Annotated in this window: 14 protein-coding genes and 1 riboswitch; of the genes, 1 reads left to right on the top strand and 13 read right to left on the bottom strand. The window is 44.4% G+C overall.

All coding sequences use genetic code 11. The features are described from left to right. Positions 1–47: 47 nt before the first annotated feature. From D0466_RS05680 to D0466_RS05740, 13 genes are all read right to left on the bottom strand, one after another. Positions 48–848, bottom strand: coding sequence for a hypothetical protein (locus tag D0466_RS05680; RefSeq protein WP_117321557.1), 801 nt, complete (start codon positions 846–848; stop codon positions 48–50). Between the two features lie 122 nt (positions 849–970). Continuing rightward, complete coding sequence (locus D0466_RS05685; protein ID WP_117321558.1) at positions 971–1288, bottom strand: hypothetical protein; 318 nt, start codon at positions 1286–1288, stop codon at positions 971–973. Between the two features lie 52 nt (positions 1289–1340). Continuing rightward, complete coding sequence (locus D0466_RS05690; RefSeq protein WP_117321559.1) at positions 1341–2840, bottom strand: LXG domain-containing protein; 1500 nt, start codon at positions 2838–2840, stop codon at positions 1341–1343. Between the two features lie 17 nt (positions 2841–2857). Continuing rightward, positions 2858–3142: a DUF5344 family protein gene (locus D0466_RS05695; RefSeq protein ID WP_142919896.1), complete on the bottom strand. Its 285-nt coding sequence runs from the start codon at positions 3140–3142 to the stop codon at positions 2858–2860. A 6-nt stretch (positions 3143–3148) separates the two neighbouring features. Next, positions 3149–3523, bottom strand: a complete 375-nt coding sequence (locus tag D0466_RS05700; protein WP_158555844.1) for a YwqH-like family protein — start codon at positions 3521–3523, stop codon at positions 3149–3151. Positions 3524–3879: 356 nt separating this feature from the next. Beyond that, on the bottom strand, positions 3880–4281 hold the full coding sequence (locus tag D0466_RS05705; RefSeq protein ID WP_117321562.1) for a secondary thiamine-phosphate synthase enzyme YjbQ: 402 nt from the start codon (positions 4279–4281) through the stop codon (positions 3880–3882). Between the two features lie 381 nt (positions 4282–4662). Continuing rightward, entirely contained in the window at positions 4663–5946 is a 1284-nt protein-coding gene (odhB, locus tag D0466_RS05710; protein ID WP_117321563.1) for a 2-oxoglutarate dehydrogenase complex dihydrolipoyllysine-residue succinyltransferase, read from the bottom strand. Position 5947: 1 nt separating this feature from the next. Further along, positions 5948–8806, bottom strand: coding sequence for a 2-oxoglutarate dehydrogenase E1 component (sucA, locus tag D0466_RS05715; RefSeq protein WP_117321564.1), 2859 nt, complete (start codon positions 8804–8806; stop codon positions 5948–5950). A 367-nt stretch (positions 8807–9173) separates the two neighbouring features. Continuing rightward, a complete protein-coding gene (locus D0466_RS05720) occupies positions 9174–9941 on the bottom strand; it encodes a DODA-type extradiol aromatic ring-opening family dioxygenase (RefSeq protein WP_117321565.1) in 768 nt (255 codons plus the stop codon). A gap of 331 nt (positions 9942–10272) precedes the next feature. After that, positions 10273–11346: a tRNA 2-selenouridine(34) synthase MnmH gene (mnmH, locus tag D0466_RS05725; protein WP_117321566.1), complete on the bottom strand. Its 1074-nt coding sequence runs from the start codon at positions 11344–11346 to the stop codon at positions 10273–10275. 104 nt (positions 11347–11450) lie between these two features. Next, positions 11451–12227, bottom strand: coding sequence for a polysaccharide deacetylase family protein (locus tag D0466_RS05730; RefSeq protein ID WP_117321567.1), 777 nt, complete (start codon positions 12225–12227; stop codon positions 11451–11453). Between the two features lie 258 nt (positions 12228–12485). Beyond that, positions 12486–15935 carry a methionine synthase gene (gene metH / locus D0466_RS05735; RefSeq protein WP_117321568.1) on the bottom strand — a complete coding sequence of 1150 codons (3450 nt, stop codon included), beginning with the start codon at positions 15933–15935 and terminating at the stop codon, positions 12486–12488. Continuing rightward, entirely contained in the window at positions 15925–17775 is a 1851-nt protein-coding gene (locus D0466_RS05740) for a bifunctional homocysteine S-methyltransferase/methylenetetrahydrofolate reductase (protein ID WP_117322226.1), read from the bottom strand. The genes metH and D0466_RS05740 overlap by 11 nt, the downstream gene beginning before the upstream one ends. Before the next feature lie 101 nt (positions 17776–17876). Next, positions 17877–17976, bottom strand: a riboswitch (SAM riboswitch). A 188-nt stretch (positions 17977–18164) separates the two neighbouring features. Between D0466_RS05740 and D0466_RS05745 the strand changes: the two genes are divergently transcribed. After that, the gene (locus D0466_RS05745) at positions 18165–18782 is read left to right on the top strand and encodes an SAM-dependent methyltransferase (RefSeq protein WP_117321569.1); all 618 of its coding nucleotides are present in this window, start codon (positions 18165–18167) and stop codon (positions 18780–18782) included. Positions 18783–18784: the final 2 nt, after the last annotated feature.

The raw sequence follows: 18784 nt of genomic DNA on the forward strand, positions 1-18784 counted from the left end.
TGAAAAAAAAGAAGCATGAAATTTTCATGCCACCCTTTTCTATTCTACTAGTTTGCATACGAAGCCACAGTGCCGACACCGGCCAAAAGATCATTCCAATCCTCACTGGATGCGAGGCGTATATGAACCGGCTGGGTTTCATGGTCCGTGTACTCTACGAGCCAGATACCGTTTGGGCCTGGCAGGAAGAATACGATATTCTCCAGGAACGGTTCTTTTTCATAATGGGGAATATTAAAATACGAAATGTTATATAGGGACCATTGCTGCTGATCCAGGTCCTCTATGAAATTGTTAAAACTTTTTTCTTCTTCATATGAAAATGATGATAGCTTAATCACTTTTTTAAGCTTCTTTTTTTCGCTTAGCATATCAAAAAGATCATCAGTCAATCTAAATTCCGCTTCGATACCGGGTGAAACTGGCTGGAAAGAATAAAATTCTTTTATGAAATCGAGAATTTCCTCAGACTTTATGTATGAGAACTCATGAAGAAAGTCTTTATAAATAATATGGCTTAACCAGGTATCGTCATTCATGTGGTGAATCATCAATACTGATTTTTCCGGGATATTTGTACAACGTACCATCCATTTTGATTCTACGTAGTTTTTAATAAATTCCTGCAGCTCAGAAGTAAACGGGTTCCCATCCCTTTCATCCTTTTCCTCATCCCATATTTGCTTGAGTATTAATTGATGGGCAGTAACCTCCATAATGGCTTCCCATTCCTTGGCGCTTCTTTCTCCAAGCCCGGCCTCAGCAATACCCTTTGCTACACCTGGATAGCCATTAATGGACACCATTGCCGCAAGCTCTGCTGTCGTACATGCAGTCAGGAATTTCATAAATGCATCACCTTCCCATCAAGTCATTAATTCACATTCTAGCTACTGCCCCAACGTTAGTTAAAGCAAAAAATAATTTTCTTAAACTCCTGGGAAACATTACTAACTTTTTATAAATGTGACTATCTTGTAGTTAAAAATGCAACAACAACCATTCCTACAAATATGGCAATCCCATAAATGAGTAAAAATAAAAGTTTTCTCAAAATCCAGGGAAAGCGTAATAATGCCTTATAAATATAGTAACCGGATCCTGCTGTAACATCTAAAAAAATATTTGTTAATCGTTGAAACCAATTTTCGGGTTTTTTGAAGTAACCCCATTCATAATACTCAAGCATCGTTTTCCCTAGCACCAAAATTGCACTAGCGTAACCTAGTTGAGTACACATTAAAACAATCCCAATATATTTTATATATAGTACAAAGTCATTCCCCATGTTTTCTCCCAATAGTAAGTATAGTCTATTTTAATCAGACTATTTTTTTATATTACTTAAACCATTTCTTTATAGATTTGAAACCTTTCTCCAGTCCTCCAAACGCTTTTTCACCCAAGTCTTTTATTTTGCCGCCAGCGGCAGCTCCGACAAAAGCACCTCCAACCGCTCCAACAGCCCCTCCGATAATGGCACCTGGCGGACCTCCTATAAGTGCCCCTACCACGGCGCCACCTTTGGCACCAGCAGCTACAGAAAAAGTATCAGCTCCAATACCGAATATAGTACGACCAGCTTTTTCCATAAGTGTTTTATCTTTGTTTTCCTGTGAAACCAGTTCACCTAAATTTGAAACATAAGAAATCGCCGTTCCCACAATTGGAATCCGCTTTGCTGTAGTAGTAAATCCCTTTGCTTTTGCAACAGACTTGATAATTTCCTTAGAGCCTGATTCGATTCTATTGAAATAGCTCTTATATAAATCTGTTCCCCTCATGATGCCATTCATGTTCTTCGGATAACCGGCCAAATGCTTGATAAAATCAGAAGGCGTCCGGTATGTGGCTGCGTGCCTGTGAACGAATTTACCGATCCAGCTAGTTGGTGAGGAGGCTTGAAAGTTTCTGAATTTCCTGGCGAAATAAGAACTGTAATTCCCCCTGCTGGTCCATGAATCGGATGCTCTCACGCTGAATCGAAAATCACCTTTTAGCATTTGCCTTACATTCGGTTTCCCGCCCACGTATTTGAATTCCATTGTTTTTGCCATGATGGTTGATCCAAATAAAGACAATCCGTGAGTACTGATAAAAGCCGCATCTGCCCAGCTTAACCTGTCATTCACCTGCCCAAAAGGGTTCGTAACGTCACTCCATATGTCCCTTATCAGGTCGGCAGTCACCTTGTTGTACTCTTCATACTTCTCCAACTGCCCGCTCTTGAATGTCGAAATGCTTAGACCCCCTGATTGAAACAGTGATTCTATTTTAGTGATATAGCTTTTCAGATTTTGGGCGTCTTTTTCCAGAATATCAAGTGCAGATACGTTGTCCTTATCATATTCATTCAATTTCTCGATTGTCTCATCCATTTTCTTTTGACCGCTTTGAACCATTCCCTGGAATGAACGGTCTTCAATACGTGGAATATAGGCAATATCGCTGACTTCTGCAATGTATCCGTTCGCTTCAACGGTCATCTCTGATACAGTGTTTTTCAGTCGGTTCAATGCCGGGTCGATGTCGTGTTCCAGGTAGCTTTGGGAAATGAATCCGCTGTTTACCGGCTCAAATTCATTCAATTCCTTTTTCATTGTTTCGATTGCTTCACTATAATAGCCAAGAAAATTGTGAAAGGATTGGATGAAGGGCAGATGGCACTCATCATAAAAGGCCCTGATGGCGTTGCCTCCTTTCCCGGAAAAAGAGTTGGCCAGCCCGTTGAAATCAGTGATGGCCTTTTCTATGCGTTCCGCTTGTTCTTTTTGTGACTTGAGAATTTGTTCCATTTCCTTTATCCCATTTTCCAGCCCGCTAACGTCCAAGACTTTCACGACGAATATCCCCCGATCTATCTGTATTTAATGGCTCTTGCAACCTCTGCATCCACATGTTCCAGCCATTCGGTCGATTTCATTGTGGAATCAACGTTTGAAAGGAGTAATTTTTTGTAGGTTTCTAAAGCCTGCTGCATACTGGCGTTTATTTCATTCATTCTATTGACGATGTCCATCTGATTGCGAGATGCAATATCGGAGGGATAACTGGTTTCCAGTGCCTCAGCAGCAGAATTCATTTCCTTTAACGCTGCCTTAATGTCACTCGATCTTAGTTTAATTTCACTCAATGTTTTCACTTTCCTTTATACGCTTTTTTGTTGTTGTCTTGCTTTTTCCCTTTCCCTCCGTGCCTGCTCCTCCGCTGCCTCAATTTGGTTTCTTATATTTTCAATCTCAAGTTTTGTCTCGGTAATGGCAGCTTCCACAGAAGTTATCGAGTGGTTTAACTGTTGATGTGCCAGATTTTTATATTGCAGAAGTATTCCATCGTTCCGGATGTCCTGAAACTCCGTTGCCCATTTGCCTTGCCATGTCTCAGCTGAAAGTTCCGGCTCCGTGCATGTTTTCTCATAGCTGATGAATTCATCCTGGGCTCCTTCCAGGTTCGCTTTGCAGGCATACAAGCGTACGAGGTGTTCCTGCTTCTCTCTTAATCTTTCATACAAATAAGCTAACAAAATGAATCGCACCTCTTCCTGAAAAAATTAAAACAAAGAACGATAATATTTATGTTTTCAATATGCAAAATTATAGTCATTTTATAATATATCATGTAAGAAAATTGTCAGATATGGGAAGAATGGTTTATTTTACCTTTAAAACCCAAATGGCGATAGGCCTATTCTTTGCCTTTTGTAAACGCCAAAATATTATGAGCCTTTACCACAGTTCCTATCTTACTTCTCACTAAATTCCATTTTATTCCTCCAACAAACCTTACCCAATTCCCCTTTTTGTAAAACCTGTTAAACCGAAAAAAAAGAAGGAAAGCATGGATAGTTGCTTTCCTTCTAGATAAACACTACCTATTCAATTAATCTTCCATCAATTTTACGAAAAAGTGCCTGTTTCGCGGCCCGTCAAATTCACAGAAATAGATGCCTTGCCATGTCCCGAGGAGTAATTTTCCCTGATGGATGATTAGTTGCTGGGAAGAACCTACTGTGCTCGCTTTCATATGTGCAGCAGTATTCCCTTCATCATGTAAATCAAGCGTGTGGCTCCAGGGGTATAATTCATCAAACCTGCGCAGCATATCCCGTTTTACATCAGGATCCGCATTCTCATTTATTGTGATGCCGGCGGTAGTGTGGGGACAATACACTAAAGCTATCCCGGATTCCAATCCGGCTTGGGAAATGAAATCCTGTACATGCGCAGTGACATCGATCAAAACATCACGCTTTGCTGTATCTAGGGTATATTTTTTTAACATTTACATCCGCCTCCTCTTTTTGGTGAAGATTGATTTATTACACCACAATTAATCATGTCCTAAATTCCTGGGGGTCTGTCCAAAAAATTGCATAATCTGTCCTAAATAATATGAATCTGTCTCAAACTCCACATAAGCTGTCCAACATTAATATTTTCCAAAGCATTGAAACCGTGACATTCTAGCGTAAGAATAATACAACCCGGCACAGAGTTCAAAAGGACCGCTTGTTACCATCCATACAAATAAAAGATCGCTTCCTCGCCGCCAAATGCAATCAATAATATAAGGAAGAAATTAGCTGTTTCCTCTTCACTTCTCTTGCACAAATACCCCTGTCCATAAGTATAGACAGGGGCACACATTTAATGGAAACACAAATCAGCCTTCCAATAATAATTGTTCCGGATCTTCCAGCAATTCTTTTACTGTTACGAGGAATCCAACCGCTTCTTTTCCGTCGACGATGCGGTGGTCGTATGATAATGCAAGGTACATCATCGGCCTGTTTTCCATACGTTCCTTGTCAATCGCAACCGGCCTTACCTGGATTTTGTGCATTCCAAGGATTCCGACCTGTGGTGCGTTCAGGATTGGTGTGGATAACAGTGAACCGAAAGTTCCGCCGTTTGTAATGGTAAATGTGCCGCCTTGAAGGTCGGACAGTGCCAATTTATTGTTCCGGGCTTTTACAGCCAGGTCGGCAATGGAACTTTCAATATCGGCAAAGCCCTTTCGATCCGCATCCCTGACAACCGGTACAACCAGTCCTTCATCAGTGGAAACAGCTACACCGATATCATAGAAGTTCTTTTTAAGGATTTCATTGCCCTGAATTTCGGCATTTAATAATGGATACTTTTTAAGCGCACCGATAACAGCTTTTGTAAAGAAAGACATAAAACCGAGCTTTACATTGTGCTGCTTGAAAAATGCATCCTTGCGGCGGTTGCGCAGTTCCATAATGGCGGTCATGTCTACTTCATTGAATGTTGTCAGCATCGCAGCCGTTTGCTGGACTTCAACAAGGCGTTTAGCAATGGTTTGGCGGCGGCGTGACATCTTGATGACTTCTGTACGGCCATCATTTTGGACTGGCGCTGCTGCAGCAGGTTTTGCCTGCGGCACAGGGGCCGGTGCTGCCGGTTTTGCAGGAGCCTTCCCTGCTGCTTCAACGTCCTGGACACGGACTCTGCCAAGCGGATCCGAAACAGGAACATCGCTCAAATCGATTCCTTTTTCACGGGCCAGCTTACGGGCTGCCGGTGACGCAATTGTTTTATTCCCATTCTGGGCATTTGTTTCCTCTTTCTCCACAGGCTGTACCGGTGTGCTTGCTGGTGCCGGTGCAGCCTGTTCTTCTGCAAGGGCTGCCGGTGCTTCTGCCTTAGGAGCTTCAGCAGGCGCAGCAGACGGTGCTGCGGCTGTTCCGCTTTCATTCACTATGGCAATCGCTTGTCCAACCTGTACGGTATCCCCTTCCTCAGCAAGAAGTTCCTGGATCGTTCCTGCATGGTCAGAAATGATTTCAACGTTTACTTTATCAGTTTCCAGTTCGACGATATAGTCGCCCTTTTCTACTTGGTCACCTGGTTGCTTAAGCCATTGGGCAACCGTTCCTTCAGATATGGATTCCGCTAATTCTGGCACTTTCACTTCAGCCATCTTACTTTTCCCCCTCTACAGTACGCGTGATTGCTTCCCTCATGATTTTCTGCTGTTTGTTTCTATGGGCCAACGGGTCGCCCTCCGCAGGACTTGATCTGCGCTTGCGGCCAATATAGGAAACAGACAGGCCAACTGGTGCCGCAGCATTTATCCTCGGTTCGATATAGCTCCATGCACCCATATTCTTTGGTTCTTCCTGAAGCCAGAACAATTCCTTAAGATTCGGATATTTACCGAGCAAATTGCAAATCTCTTTGAACGGGAACGGATAAAGTTCCTCGATGCTGATGATTTTCAGCCACTCGAATCCTTCCTGTGAAGCTACCATTTCCCGTAATTCCACCGCAATCTTGCCTGTACAGAATACGACTCGCTCCACCATGTCGGGATTGCCGCCCGGTGTTTCGATGACTGGACGGAATTCCCCTTCGGTGAATTCGGAAATGCCTGATGCCATCGTTTGGTTTCTTAGCATGCTTTTCGGTGTCATAATAACCAGCGGCCGCACTTCCTCCAGTTCAAGGATGCTTGCCTGCCTTCTCAGAAGATGGAAATACTGGGCGGCGGAACTCAGGTTTGCCACTGTCCAGTTATTCTCTGCAGCCAATGATAAGTACCTTTCAAGGCGGGCGCTTGAGTGTTCCGGCCCCTGCCCTTCATAACCGTGAGGAAGAAGCATGACAAGCCCGGACTTTTGCCCCCATTTTGCACGGCCGGCTGCGATGAACTGATCGAATATGACCTGCGCTGTATTTGCGAAGTCCCCAAACTGCGCTTCCCAAAGTACAAGCGTTTCAGGAGCAAAAACATTGTAGCCATATTCAAAAGCAAGTACCGCTGTTTCCGTTAACGGACTATTGTGCACGGCAAAGGATGCATTCACTCCGTCAAGGGTGTGAAGCGGGGAGTAAGTCTTCCCGGTTTCACTATCATGAAGGACGATATTCCGTTGCGCGAATGTTCCACGCTCTGAATCCTGTCCTGTTAAGCGGATTGGAGTTCCATCCTTTAATATAGAAGCAAATGCCAGGGTTTCGGCATGGGCCCAGTCAATCTTGCCATTTTCACCAAATGAATCGAGGCGGCGGGACAGGATGCGGCCGAGCTTTTTATTCACTTTAAATCCTTCAGGCCATTTCAACAGCTCTTCATTAATCGCTTTCAATTCTTCTGACGTTACGGATGTCTTAAGCTCTGGCAATCCATGTTCGACGGTCTCCGGTGGATTTAACTCCTCCGGTTCCTCAGGCTTATTCCCAGATACTCTATCGTAAGCCGTTTTAAGCTTTGCCTCAACCTGTCCTTCAATGTCAGCGATTTCTTCCTTGGCAGCAGCGCCAGACTTAAGCAGCTTTTCCGCATAAATTTCTTTAGCGGTCGGATGCTTATGGATCAAGGCATACATCTGCGGCTGGGTAACGAGCGGCTCATCCATTTCGTTATGCCCGAAGCGCCTGTATCCAATCAAATCAATCAGAAAGTCCTTCTTGAACTTTGTGCGATACTTGTGTGCAAGTGCAGCCGCAGCCAGACATGCTTCGATATCATCAGCATTGACATGCACAACCGGGACTTCAAAGCCCTTTGCCGGATCGCTTGCGTATTTAGTAGAGCGTGAGTCTTCACTTTCAGTCGTAAAGCCAATCATATTGTTCGCGATGATGTGGATGGCTCCACCTATTTGATAGCCTTTTAACCGGCTTAAGTTAATTGTTTCAGGAACAATGCCTTCACCAGGGAATGCAGCATCCCCATGGACAAGGATTGCCAGTGATTTTTCAATATCGGAATCAGGGAACCCGGACTGTCTTCTGCTTTCCTGTGCAGCACGGGTATAACCTTCCACGACCGGGCCCACAACTTCCAGATGGCTGGGATTGTTAGCAAGTGTCAGCCTGGCTTTTTGTGTGTTTGCTTTCGTAATTTGCTTATCAAGGCCTAAGTGGTATTTTACGTCTCCAGTCCAGCCGTAGTTAATCCCGATGGAACCTTCTGAAGGAACAAGGTCTTTGTTCGGCGAGTGCTGGAATTCAGAGAAAATGATTTCATAGGGTTTGCCAAGCACATGAGCAAGGACATTCAAACGGCCACGGTGAGCCATAGCGATATTTACATTGGAAGTCCCGTTTTGGACGGTTTCTGAAATGATTTCATCAAGAACCGGCACAAGGGCATCCAGGCCCTCAATCGAAAACCGCTTTTGGCCTACATATGTACGGTGCAGGAACTTCTCCAAGCCCTCTACCTCATTCAGCCTCTTTAACAGCAACGTTTTCTTTTCTTTTGAAATCTCAGGAAAAATCTCCCCGGATTCAACCATGTTATTCAGCCATTGTCTTTCCTCAAGGTCATTTACCTGAGAAAATTCAAAAGCAATAGTTTTCGTATATAACTCTTTTAAGTATTGAATCGCTTCATATCCGTTCTTTACGTTCCCTGGCGCAGCTTCACAGATCAGGTCAGCCGGTATCCCCTTTAAATCCTCGGCAGTCAACCCGTAATTATCAAGGTGAAGAAGGTCATTATCAAGCGGAACCTCATTTAACGGATAAATATCAGCAGCAAGGTGCCCATATGTACGGATATTTTCGGCAAGCTTTACAGCCGACATGATTTTCTTCATCGGCAGCGTGCCGGATGAAGAAACCGGTTGTTGCTGTACCGGAACTTGGGTGCGGCCTGTCCCGGCCAAGATCTCCTCAGACGGAGGGCCGTATGTTTCAAAAAACGTTTTCAGCTCCGGATCGACTTCCTCCGGATTTGTTTGGAATAAATCGTATTGCTCCATGACGTAGCCAAGGTTTGGACCAGAAAAAACTTTCCATGGGTCATATGCGCTAGCATCATTGTTGGCCATTTCGTAAACCCCCAACTGTTCGAAGAATTTTTATATCACCGTTTTGGCTCCAAAAACATTAATTTTATCTTCAAAAAATGTAAACCACCTTCAGTTTATTATATAAAAATAGTGATTTTTTTGAAAGATTATTAAAATTCAAAGCATAAAACGTTTTCAAATGCTATATTATCATGTTTTCCGGGAAATATCCAAGGGTTAGAACTGCAATAATAGTGAAAAAGAACGGCATTTATTTATTATTGGCTGAAAATTGAACGAAATCGTACTTTTTTCACAATTTACTATGCTTTTCGTTATTTTTAATAGTCATTCTTGCCTTGCCTGCCCATTGGCAGAAAAACGTTCGTCCTAATCGATTTTATACTCAAAACTCCCAGGCGGTAAGGCTTAAATTCCCTAATTCAAATGATCTGTAAAGCAGGCGTGGATCCTTATTTTCATGCCCTGTTCCCATAGCGATTAACAGCGGGGCAAAGTGCTCTTTTGTCGGAACCGCTGACATTGCGAATGGGGCCTTGGTTTCATAGTCAAACAAATCCTGCAAATCCCAGTTGCAGATTTTTTTCTCGACCCATTCTTCAAAATAAACAGCCCATCCTTCGGCGACGTCCATATCCATTCTGAATTCCTCCGGATTATGTACAATTCCGCCGCTGCCGATTATTAATACATCCTTGTTCCTTAATTCGGCCAATGCCATGCCAATTTCATATTGCCTTTTATTTGGCAGGCTTGGATTAATAGAAAGAGGGATAACGGGTATGTCTGCTTCAGGATACATAATATGCAGCGGCACCCATGCCCCATGGTCAAGAGGACGCCTATTATCCAACAAAGCAAATACACCGGCGTGTGCCAACAATGAGAGAATGTCATCCGCCAGCTCAATCATGCCGGGTGCCGGATATGTAATATGATAAAGTTCCTCAGAAAAACCGGTAAAGTCATGTATGATACCGTGTTTCTGCACCGCAGTAACAGTTTGTTCCCTGCTTTCCCAATGGGCTGACAGGATGACGATCGCCTTGGGTATCGGGAGTCCAGAAGCATAGTCCTTTAGAAATTCAGCATATGCATGTTTTTCCAACGCAAGTGTTGGCGTTCCGTGTGCTAAAAACAGTGATGGCAGCATATCTTTATGTGTCCTTTCAAATGGTTTCGTTTACTATCTATTTTCCTGAACGGATAAAAAGTAAACATCTTTATTGCCGCTTTGGCCGGTTAGAAAATTTACCGATTGGCGAACCTTTTATATAGGCAAAAATCAGCGCAGCCCGGGCACACAGGAGTAGACGTAAGGACAAAGCAAACGTAGCCTGTGTTCTGCCATATTAAAATAGGGGGATTTGGATTAAAAGTATCCAGATCCCCCTAAACAAATATAATTTGCACCTTTTGACAAGTAATGTATAGTAAAATAGCTTCACCATTATAAATTGTTGTTCAGGCCGCTCTTTTTATCGTTATGAATTAAGAGTTGCAGGTGCCGCAAAACCGGCATTCTCAATGATTTTTTCAATCTCGGCTGCTGCGTCGGCAATTGAGTCGGCATTTACATAAAAAAACTCCCCTTCATAAGAGTTTTCCTTGTGGGAATAGCGGGGGTCATAATAGTCCACAAACAGGACATTGATCACCTTTTCATAATTTTCAGCTTCTATGGCATGGTATAAGCTTTGCAATGATTCCTTGTTTTTGATCTTCTTTTCGATCTTATGGATGCTTTCCCAGACTTTATCTTTAAACCAGGGCTGGTCTTTATAAGGAAGAATATATTCCTCATATATACGTCTTGTCCGCTTTTCCATAGAGGCGTCCACGCTGATATGGATGCCTTCTTCCTTGGCAGTGAGCAGGGCGTCTGGCTGCGTGGCCCGGCCGATGCGTTTGCTCTCTGCTTCCATAATAAAGTAATCCGATGTTCCGATTTGAGACAATTCCTCGAATAATAGGGCGTCAAACGTTTTTTGGTTATGGGCGTCACCCTGGCCAAATGAACCGAAAACCGAGCCGCGGTGGTTTGCAAATTTCTCAAGGTCTAAGATCGGATAACCTTTTTCTTTCAGTTTATCGAGAATTTGTGTTTTCCCTACGCCCGTCATCCCGTGCAGGACAATTGCTTTGCCATGGAGCATTTGGGGTATCTTTTCAAGTATCCTTTCGCGATAAGCCCTGTACCCTCCAACGATTCTTGGCACTTCCAGTCCGGACAGGGCGGCAAAAGCTGCCATGGACTGGCTCCGGCTTCCCCCGCGCCAGCAATAGAGAACCGGCTCTTTACCGCTTTCCTTTACCTTTCTGATTTCAGACAATAGGGCCGGAATCTTTGGAGCGACAACCTCCATCGCTCTCCATTTTGCCGCTGCCGGCCCTTCTTTTTTATAAATCGTACCTATTTCTTCCCTTTCCCCATTTGTAAACAATGGTATGTTCCTCGCTTTTGGAATCGACCCTTCCGCAAATTCGATAGGGGAGCGGACATCAACAGCTACGGCATCATTTTTTTTGATAAATTCATCAACCGATAGTTCTTTCAATGATAATGCCTCCTTCTTCTTATCTTATATTATAGTCAAACTTATCTTCAGTACAAACAAGAAGAGGGAGGGCCAAGAAAAAATCCTCCCATGGATGAAGCAAATCATAAGTGCACCTTCGGCGAGTAATCATCGATAATATCAAAAATGAAACCCTGGGACTTTAAGCCTTCAATGATATCGGGTAGAGCTCTGACCGTATTTTTCATGCTATTGATGTCATGCAGCAAAATCACGGCTTGCTGCTGATGGGCTGCCTCTTTCAAAACGTTCTGAATGATGGCCTGTTTACTCACGTACGGGCTGTCGCCATCCCTCGAATCAATGGTCCAGTCATAATAAATGTATCCCCTTTTAGTTAGCTCGTTGATAATATCGGGTACCACATGTTTTGTGGCTGCCTGCCTCGTCGTTATATTTTTTGAGCCTCCTGGAAATCTTACTACATTTGATGTAATGCCAAAATTCTTCTTAAGAAAAACTTCCAACCGGTTCAAATCTTTAAAATATCCCTCCTTTGACCGATAAATGACTGAATAGTCATGTGAAAAACAATGCAGGGCGATTACATGGCCCCTATTTTTGATTTCCTTGTACCCTTTCATGGCATAAGGCTCTTCATGGCCCATAACAAAAAAAGTGGCCTTTATTTCGTACCGGTCAAGGATATCAAGAATCGCCTTTGTATTGGTCGAAGGGCCATCATCAAATGTCAGGTAAGCAATCCTTTGCTGCTGCTTGCCGTTTATGGGGCCGGGTGGCAGTAAGTCGACCGCAATCGGCCGTCCCGTTCCCTGGACGGTGTGGCTTGTCGCCATGGGCGCCCCGGCCGAATCATTTACAAGGATAAAAAAGAGAAGAAAACTAAACAGCACTTTCATAATACCCACCCTTTCTTTTTATCCATAAGGTGGTCTTCAAAAAAGTGTTTCATTCAATTTTGTTATCAAATATATTAAAAAACCAGCAGATTGGCGAGCCTTGCACAGACCAAGATAGATAGCCCGGCCCAACAAGTTAGGGTCACTCAATAAGGGTGTGAAGTACTTAGCCTGTATCCTGCTTCATGCATGGTAGAAAGTTTTATACTTTCCTGCCAGTAAAAAAGAAAAAGAAGCGGAAATGCGCTTCTTTATCCCTTACCTATTTACATTGAAATACCTGGCCTCAGGATGCGCAAAGACAATCGCAGAAACGGAGGCTTCCGGCTCCATCATAAACCCTTCCGTAAGATTCACGCCGATATCCTGCGGTTTCAGCAAGCGGAACAGCTTTTCCTGGTCTTCGAGGTCAGGGCATGCCGGATAGCCGAACGAATATCGCTGGCCTGTATATTTTGCCGCAAAACGTTCCTTCATGGTCATTTCAATGGAATCACCAATGCCCCATGCATCCCTCACCAGTTGATGCAGCCGTTCAGCGAAACCTTCTGCCGTTTCAAGCGCCAATGAGGAAATCGCATGGCTTTTCAGAAAATCGCCGTCGTTTTTCCATTGTTCAGCTAAAGCCCGGATCCCTCTTCCTGCCGTGACGACAAACATCCCGACATAATCCATATCACCTGATGATACAGGCTTTAGGTAGTCTGCCAAACAGAGGAACGGGCTTGATTCCTGGCGAGGGAAATTGAATGTTTCCAGCACTTGCCCTGGATTTTCCGGATTGTAGACAAATACTTTGTTCCCTTCACTTTGAGCTGGGAAGAACTGGTAGACACCGTTCAGAAGATGCTCCTTATTACCTTTAAGGAAGGTAACAAGCTCATCAATAAGATTGTCCAGCAGCGTGGCTTTTTCATCCCCCTGCGCCAATAACTCGTGGACCTTGCCTTTCAGTCCGAGATGATGTCCAAGCAGCATTTGTTTATTTATGTACGGGAGCACCACATCGAATGGATAATCTTTCAGGATATGGCGATTTAAATCAGCCGGTGTTTTTACCGGTACATCTTTCACAACGCTTGCTGCCGGCTTTTTCCGCTCAGGCTTAACGATCAGGGCTGCTGCGTCGGCGTTCGCAGCTGCGGCTTTTCGTTTCGCGTCCAATTGTTCAAGATGTGCGGCCCTTTTTTCATCGTCATGCAAAATATTCACCGTTGCCAATCCATCCATGGCATCTTTTGCGTATAATACCGGTCCGACATATTCTGGGGCAATCTTAAAATCGGTAAACTTTCTTGATAATGCAGCCCCTCCGACAAGAATCGGAATATCAATTCCAGTCTGTTTCAGATCCTGGGCAGTGAGGACCATCTGCTGGGCTGATTTTACCAACAAACCCGAAAGCCCAAGTACAGTCGGCGTATGTGCCCGGACCGCTTCAATAATTTGCTGCGAAGCTACTTTAATTCCCAAATCAACGACTTCATAGCCATTATTGGACAAGATGATATCAACCAGGTTCTTTCCAATATCATGAACATCTCCCTTAACAGTCGCCAAAAGGACCTTCCCTTTTTTAGCGCTTTCGGATTCGTTCAACATTAGGGGCTCCAGTTGTGAAACCGCGGCTTTCATCGCTTCTGCACTTTGCAGGACCTCGGCAACGATAAGCTGATTATCATTGAACAATCTGCCAACCTCAGCCATTCCGTCCATAAGGGGGCCATTGATGATGTCAAGCGGTTTATCCCCTCTCTTCAATGCGGTTTCCAAATCTTGTGCCAGGCCTTCCTTAGTACCTTCGATGATATAATTGGCAAGCCTTTCTTCTAAAGGGAGGAGAGATATATTTTCCTTTTTCTCGATTTTTTTATCCCGGTAAAATTCTGTGAAAGTCTGCAGCGTCTCCTGTGACGTGTCAAAAAGCAAGCTTTCAGCAAGTTTGACTTCTTCTTCGGGGATGGAAGCGAAACGCTCAAGCTTTTCGGTATTGACAATCGCATAATCCAGCCCTGCTTTGGTGCAGTGATACAAATACACTGCGTTTAATATTTCCCTTCCTCTTGCAGGCAGCCCGAAGGAAACATTGGAAATGCCCAGTATCGTCAAGCAATCCGGAAATCTCTCCTTGATTTCCCGGATTCCTTTGACCGTCTCAAGAGCTGCGCCAATATACTGTTCGTCGCCCGTTCCTACCGGAAAAACCAGGGGATCGAATATCAGGTCCTTTGGGTTCAGGCCATATTTATTCACAAGCAGATCGACGGAGCGTCGTGCAATATCAAGCTTTCTATCAGCATCAACCGCCATTCCGGTTTCGTCAATTGTTCCGACAACCACAGCACCGCCATATTGATGGATAAGCGGAACGATTTTTTCAAAACGCTCCTCTCCATCCTCAAGGTTGATCGAATTGATGATGGCCTTGCCTTGTGAGTGCTTTAGTGCGGCTTCAAGCACCTCTTCGTCTGTTGTATCAATGACAAGCGGAACTTTAACCTTTTTCACGACCTCCTGAACGAATTCTTTCATATTTCCCAGTTCATCATCATCAGGGTCTGCCAGGCAAATATCGATGACATGTGCCCCTTTTTTGACCTGTGCCCTTGCAATTTCAGCCGCGGGCTCAAACATTTTGTCTCGGATCAATTCCTTGAATTTACGGGAACCGATCACATTCGTACGCTCGCCGACAAAAAGCGGGCGCATTGAATCTTCATATAAAAGCGGTTCAATTCCTGAAACGGCATGCGGGTGGGCTGGACGGGAAAGCTCGCGCGGCCTCACTCCCTCCAAAGCCTTTGAAAGCTCTTCAATATGAGCCGGAGTAGTGCCGCAGCAGCCTCCGATAATATTGACCCAGCCTCTTTCGGCGAATTGCTTCATCTTTCCTGCAAGTGAAACCGGTGACTCATGATAGTGGCCTTCCTCATCCGGCAGGCCGGCATTCGGATAGCAGCTGACGCCGTTTACAGCAAGCTCTGATAAACTGCGGATATGATCTGTCATGAACTCAGGGCCTGTGGCGCAATTCAAGCCTACAGCCAGCGGGTTCATATGCTCGCATGATAAGTAAAACGCTTCGATGGACTGGCCTGCAAGCGTCGTACCCATCGGTTCAATCGTTCCGGATATCATGATAGGGAGCTCTATTCCCGTTTCGGCAAAAGCTTTTTTTATCCCGGTAAAAGCTGCTTTGACATTCAGCATATCCTGGGATGTTTCAATCAGTATAAGGTCGCAGCCGCCGTCGATCAGGCCTCGGGCCTGCACCTCATAAGATGCTGCCAATACGTCAAAGGTAGTCCCGCCGGTTACGGAAAGCGTCTTTGTAGTAGGCCCGATTGAACCGGCGGTAAATCTTGGCCACTCTAGCGACGAATAGCGGTCACAGGCCTGTTTTGCCAGCTGAGCGGATATTTTGTTCAGTTCATAATCCAGCGTGCTTAAGTTATATTCATCCAGGACAATGCTCGTGGCCCCGAATGTATTCGTTGAAATAATATCAGCACCTGCCCTTAAATAGGCTTCATGTATAGACTGGATCACATCCGGTGCAGTAATCGATAAATATTCGTTGCAGCCTTCGAATTCTTCCCCGCCAAAATGGTCAGCCTTTAAATTTCTATCCTGGATCATCGTTCCCATTGCACCGTCTAGCAGGAGGATCTTCTCCTTCATACGCTCCTGTATCTGTCTATTGCTCATATGCTGTCACCTCAACAAAACGTTCATTGTCTACTTTTCTGACATAACCCGTCAGCTCCGCAGTCATTTCATAACGCAGGAATGGAGTGATTAAATAAATCCCTTTAAATTTCTCTATCGCCGCGTTGACCAATTCCCTGGCAATCGAAACTCCTTCAGCCCTCGCCCTGTCAGGATCGTTGCCCGCAGCAGCCATTGCCTTCCTAACATTATCTGGCAACTTTATGCCGGGAACTTCGTTATGGATGAACTCGGCATTTCGGGAGCTTGTAAGCGGCATGATTCCGATGAAAACCGGAGTATCAAGATGTTTAGTAGCTTCATATACTTCTTCTATTTGGCTGACGGAATAAACCGGCTGAGTCAAAAATGACTCGGCGCCGCAGGCAATTTTCTTTTCCATCCGTTCCACCGCTTTGTGAAGATAGCGGACATTCGGGTTAAAGGCAGCGGCTATTTTAAAATTTGTACGCTGACCAAGGCTTTGGCCTGAATAAGATAAACCTTCATTAAACTGTTTCACGAGGCAGATCAAATCAAACGAAGAGAGATCATAAACGCTTGTCGCCCCCGGGAAATCGCCGATTTTGGAAGGATCGCCGGTCACTACTAAAATTTCATTCAAGCCAAGCGTTTGCAGGCCCATGAGGTGGGACTGCAATCCAATAAGATTCCTGTCCCGGCAAGTAATATGAATAAGCGGTTCCGTGCCAATTTCTTTTTTCAACATCGTACCAATGGCAGCATTGCTGATCCGTGGGGTTGCCAGGGAATTATCAGCCAGTGTAATGGAATCGGCGCCAGCATTATGCAAAGCTTTCGCGCCTGCCATAAACTCTTCAATCCCCAATTTCTTTGGGGGATCCAATTCCACAAGGATAGTTCTTTCCGTTTTTGCTTTTTCATGAAGGGCGATAGTGTTCTCATTATGCGTAATTTCTATGACTTCGATTTTACGGGCTTTGATTTGTTTTTCTTTGATTGGCGGCAGATTGCCGAGTGCTTTTTTTACAGCTTCAATATGTTTGGGAGTGGTACCACAGCAGCCGCCAATAATACGGGCGCCTTGCTCACGCATCTTTAACGCGCTTGATCCGAAGTATTCCGGAACCGCTTCATAGACGAGACGGCCGTCTACATAGTCAGGGAGACTGGCATTCGGATAAACCGAAAGATATGCGCGTTCAGGAAGCGGCACTTCTTCGAGCGAGCGTATCATATGGTGCGGCCCTAACCGGCAATTGATTCCTACGGCATCGGCCCCTAACTCTTGCAGCCTATCGAATGCTTCGTTTAAGTGAATTCCATTTTGCAAATAACCGATTTCATGCAAGGAGACATTAGCAATGATCGGTAAATCAGTTTCATTGCGCGCTATCTTTAATACCGTCTCCAGTTCCTCTAAATCGTAATACGTTTCAAAAAGCAAGCCATCCGGGTTTTCCATCAGCTGGCTGTACAGCTGTTCACGAAAGCTCCGTTTGATTTCTTCTAATTCCAGGTCTGACTTCCGGATGCTCCTGGATGCACCAATGGTACCGCAGACGAAAGCTTTCCCTTTGGCTGCTTTTTTAGCAATGGCAATACCTTTCCTGTTGATGCTGCTGACATCTTCCTCCAGGCCGTAGCGTTTCAGTTTATAATAGTTGGCACCATATGTATTAGACTGGAGAATATCCGCCCCCACCTCCAAATACGCTGTATGGATGGTCTCAATCCGATCCGGATGGCTAATGTTCAGCTCTTCGTAGCAATTATCAATTCCGTTAGAGTATAAAAGGGTTCCCATCGCACCGTCGCCAATCAAGATACGTTTCTTTAATTCATCACGAAAATTCATCATATTTCCTCCCCCTAAAACAGGCAATCCTTAATCTGTCTTTATCGATGAAGGAAAATAAAAGGCCTTCTTTGGAAGAAGAAGGCCTTTTGGTCACATTCTCCTCATCTATCAAGCAATGCTTGCTGGATTTAGCACCTTGGCTCATCGCCGGTTGCTGAGGCTTCAAAGGGCCAGTCCCTCCACCTCTCTCGATAAGATCATTATATAATTGTTTGTAAATTCAAAATTTTAATAATTATTACTTTACAACATCCAAAGATTAAATTCAATAGTTTCCTTATTAATCAATTTTAATTTTTTCAATAACGATCAGTGTGGCTCCGGATGTTTTATTAATGCGGTTTTGGTGAAATAAATAGTAACCGAATAATAATAGAAGGAGGGTCATGATGCTTGGTGCACTGGCAAAACAATTTAGGAACCCTGATGGCCTCCTGGGCAGATTTGCAGGCTTGGTGATGTTTTTCGAGAACAGAAAAATTAACCGCTGGACCATCGACCGGGTTGGCATCCAGCCAGGCGATCATATTCTGGAAGTAGGATTCGGCCCCGGATACGCTATTGAGGAAATGTTCCAAAGATACGGAAACCTGAAAGTCGATGGCATTGATTTGTCTGAAACCATGCTTCATGCCGCCCTTGCAAAAAATGAACAGGCCGCAAGAAGTGGAACGCTGAGACTGTTCCACGGGGATGTCGCTGATTTTAGGGAGAATCTCTCCCATTATAACAAGGTCATATCAGTGAATAATTATCCGCTTTGGAAGAATAAAAGAAAATCGCTTATCCGCATCCACCAAATGATGCACAATGGCGGAAAGATAGCTATTACAGTCCAGCCCAGGGAAGAAGATGCCTCTCGTGAAAAGACATTTTCCCATGCCGTCCAGATTGAGCAGGACCTTTTTTATGCAGGCTTCCGCGAAATATCGGTACAATTCAAAAAGGTAAGGCCGCAATTAACCGTATGTGTAACTGCTATTTGCAAAAAAAATCATCTATAAAA

Origin of the sequence: Peribacillus glennii, assembly GCF_003429105.1 — a bacterium.
Classification (GTDB): domain Bacteria; phylum Bacillota; class Bacilli; order Bacillales; family DSM-1321; genus Peribacillus; species Peribacillus glennii.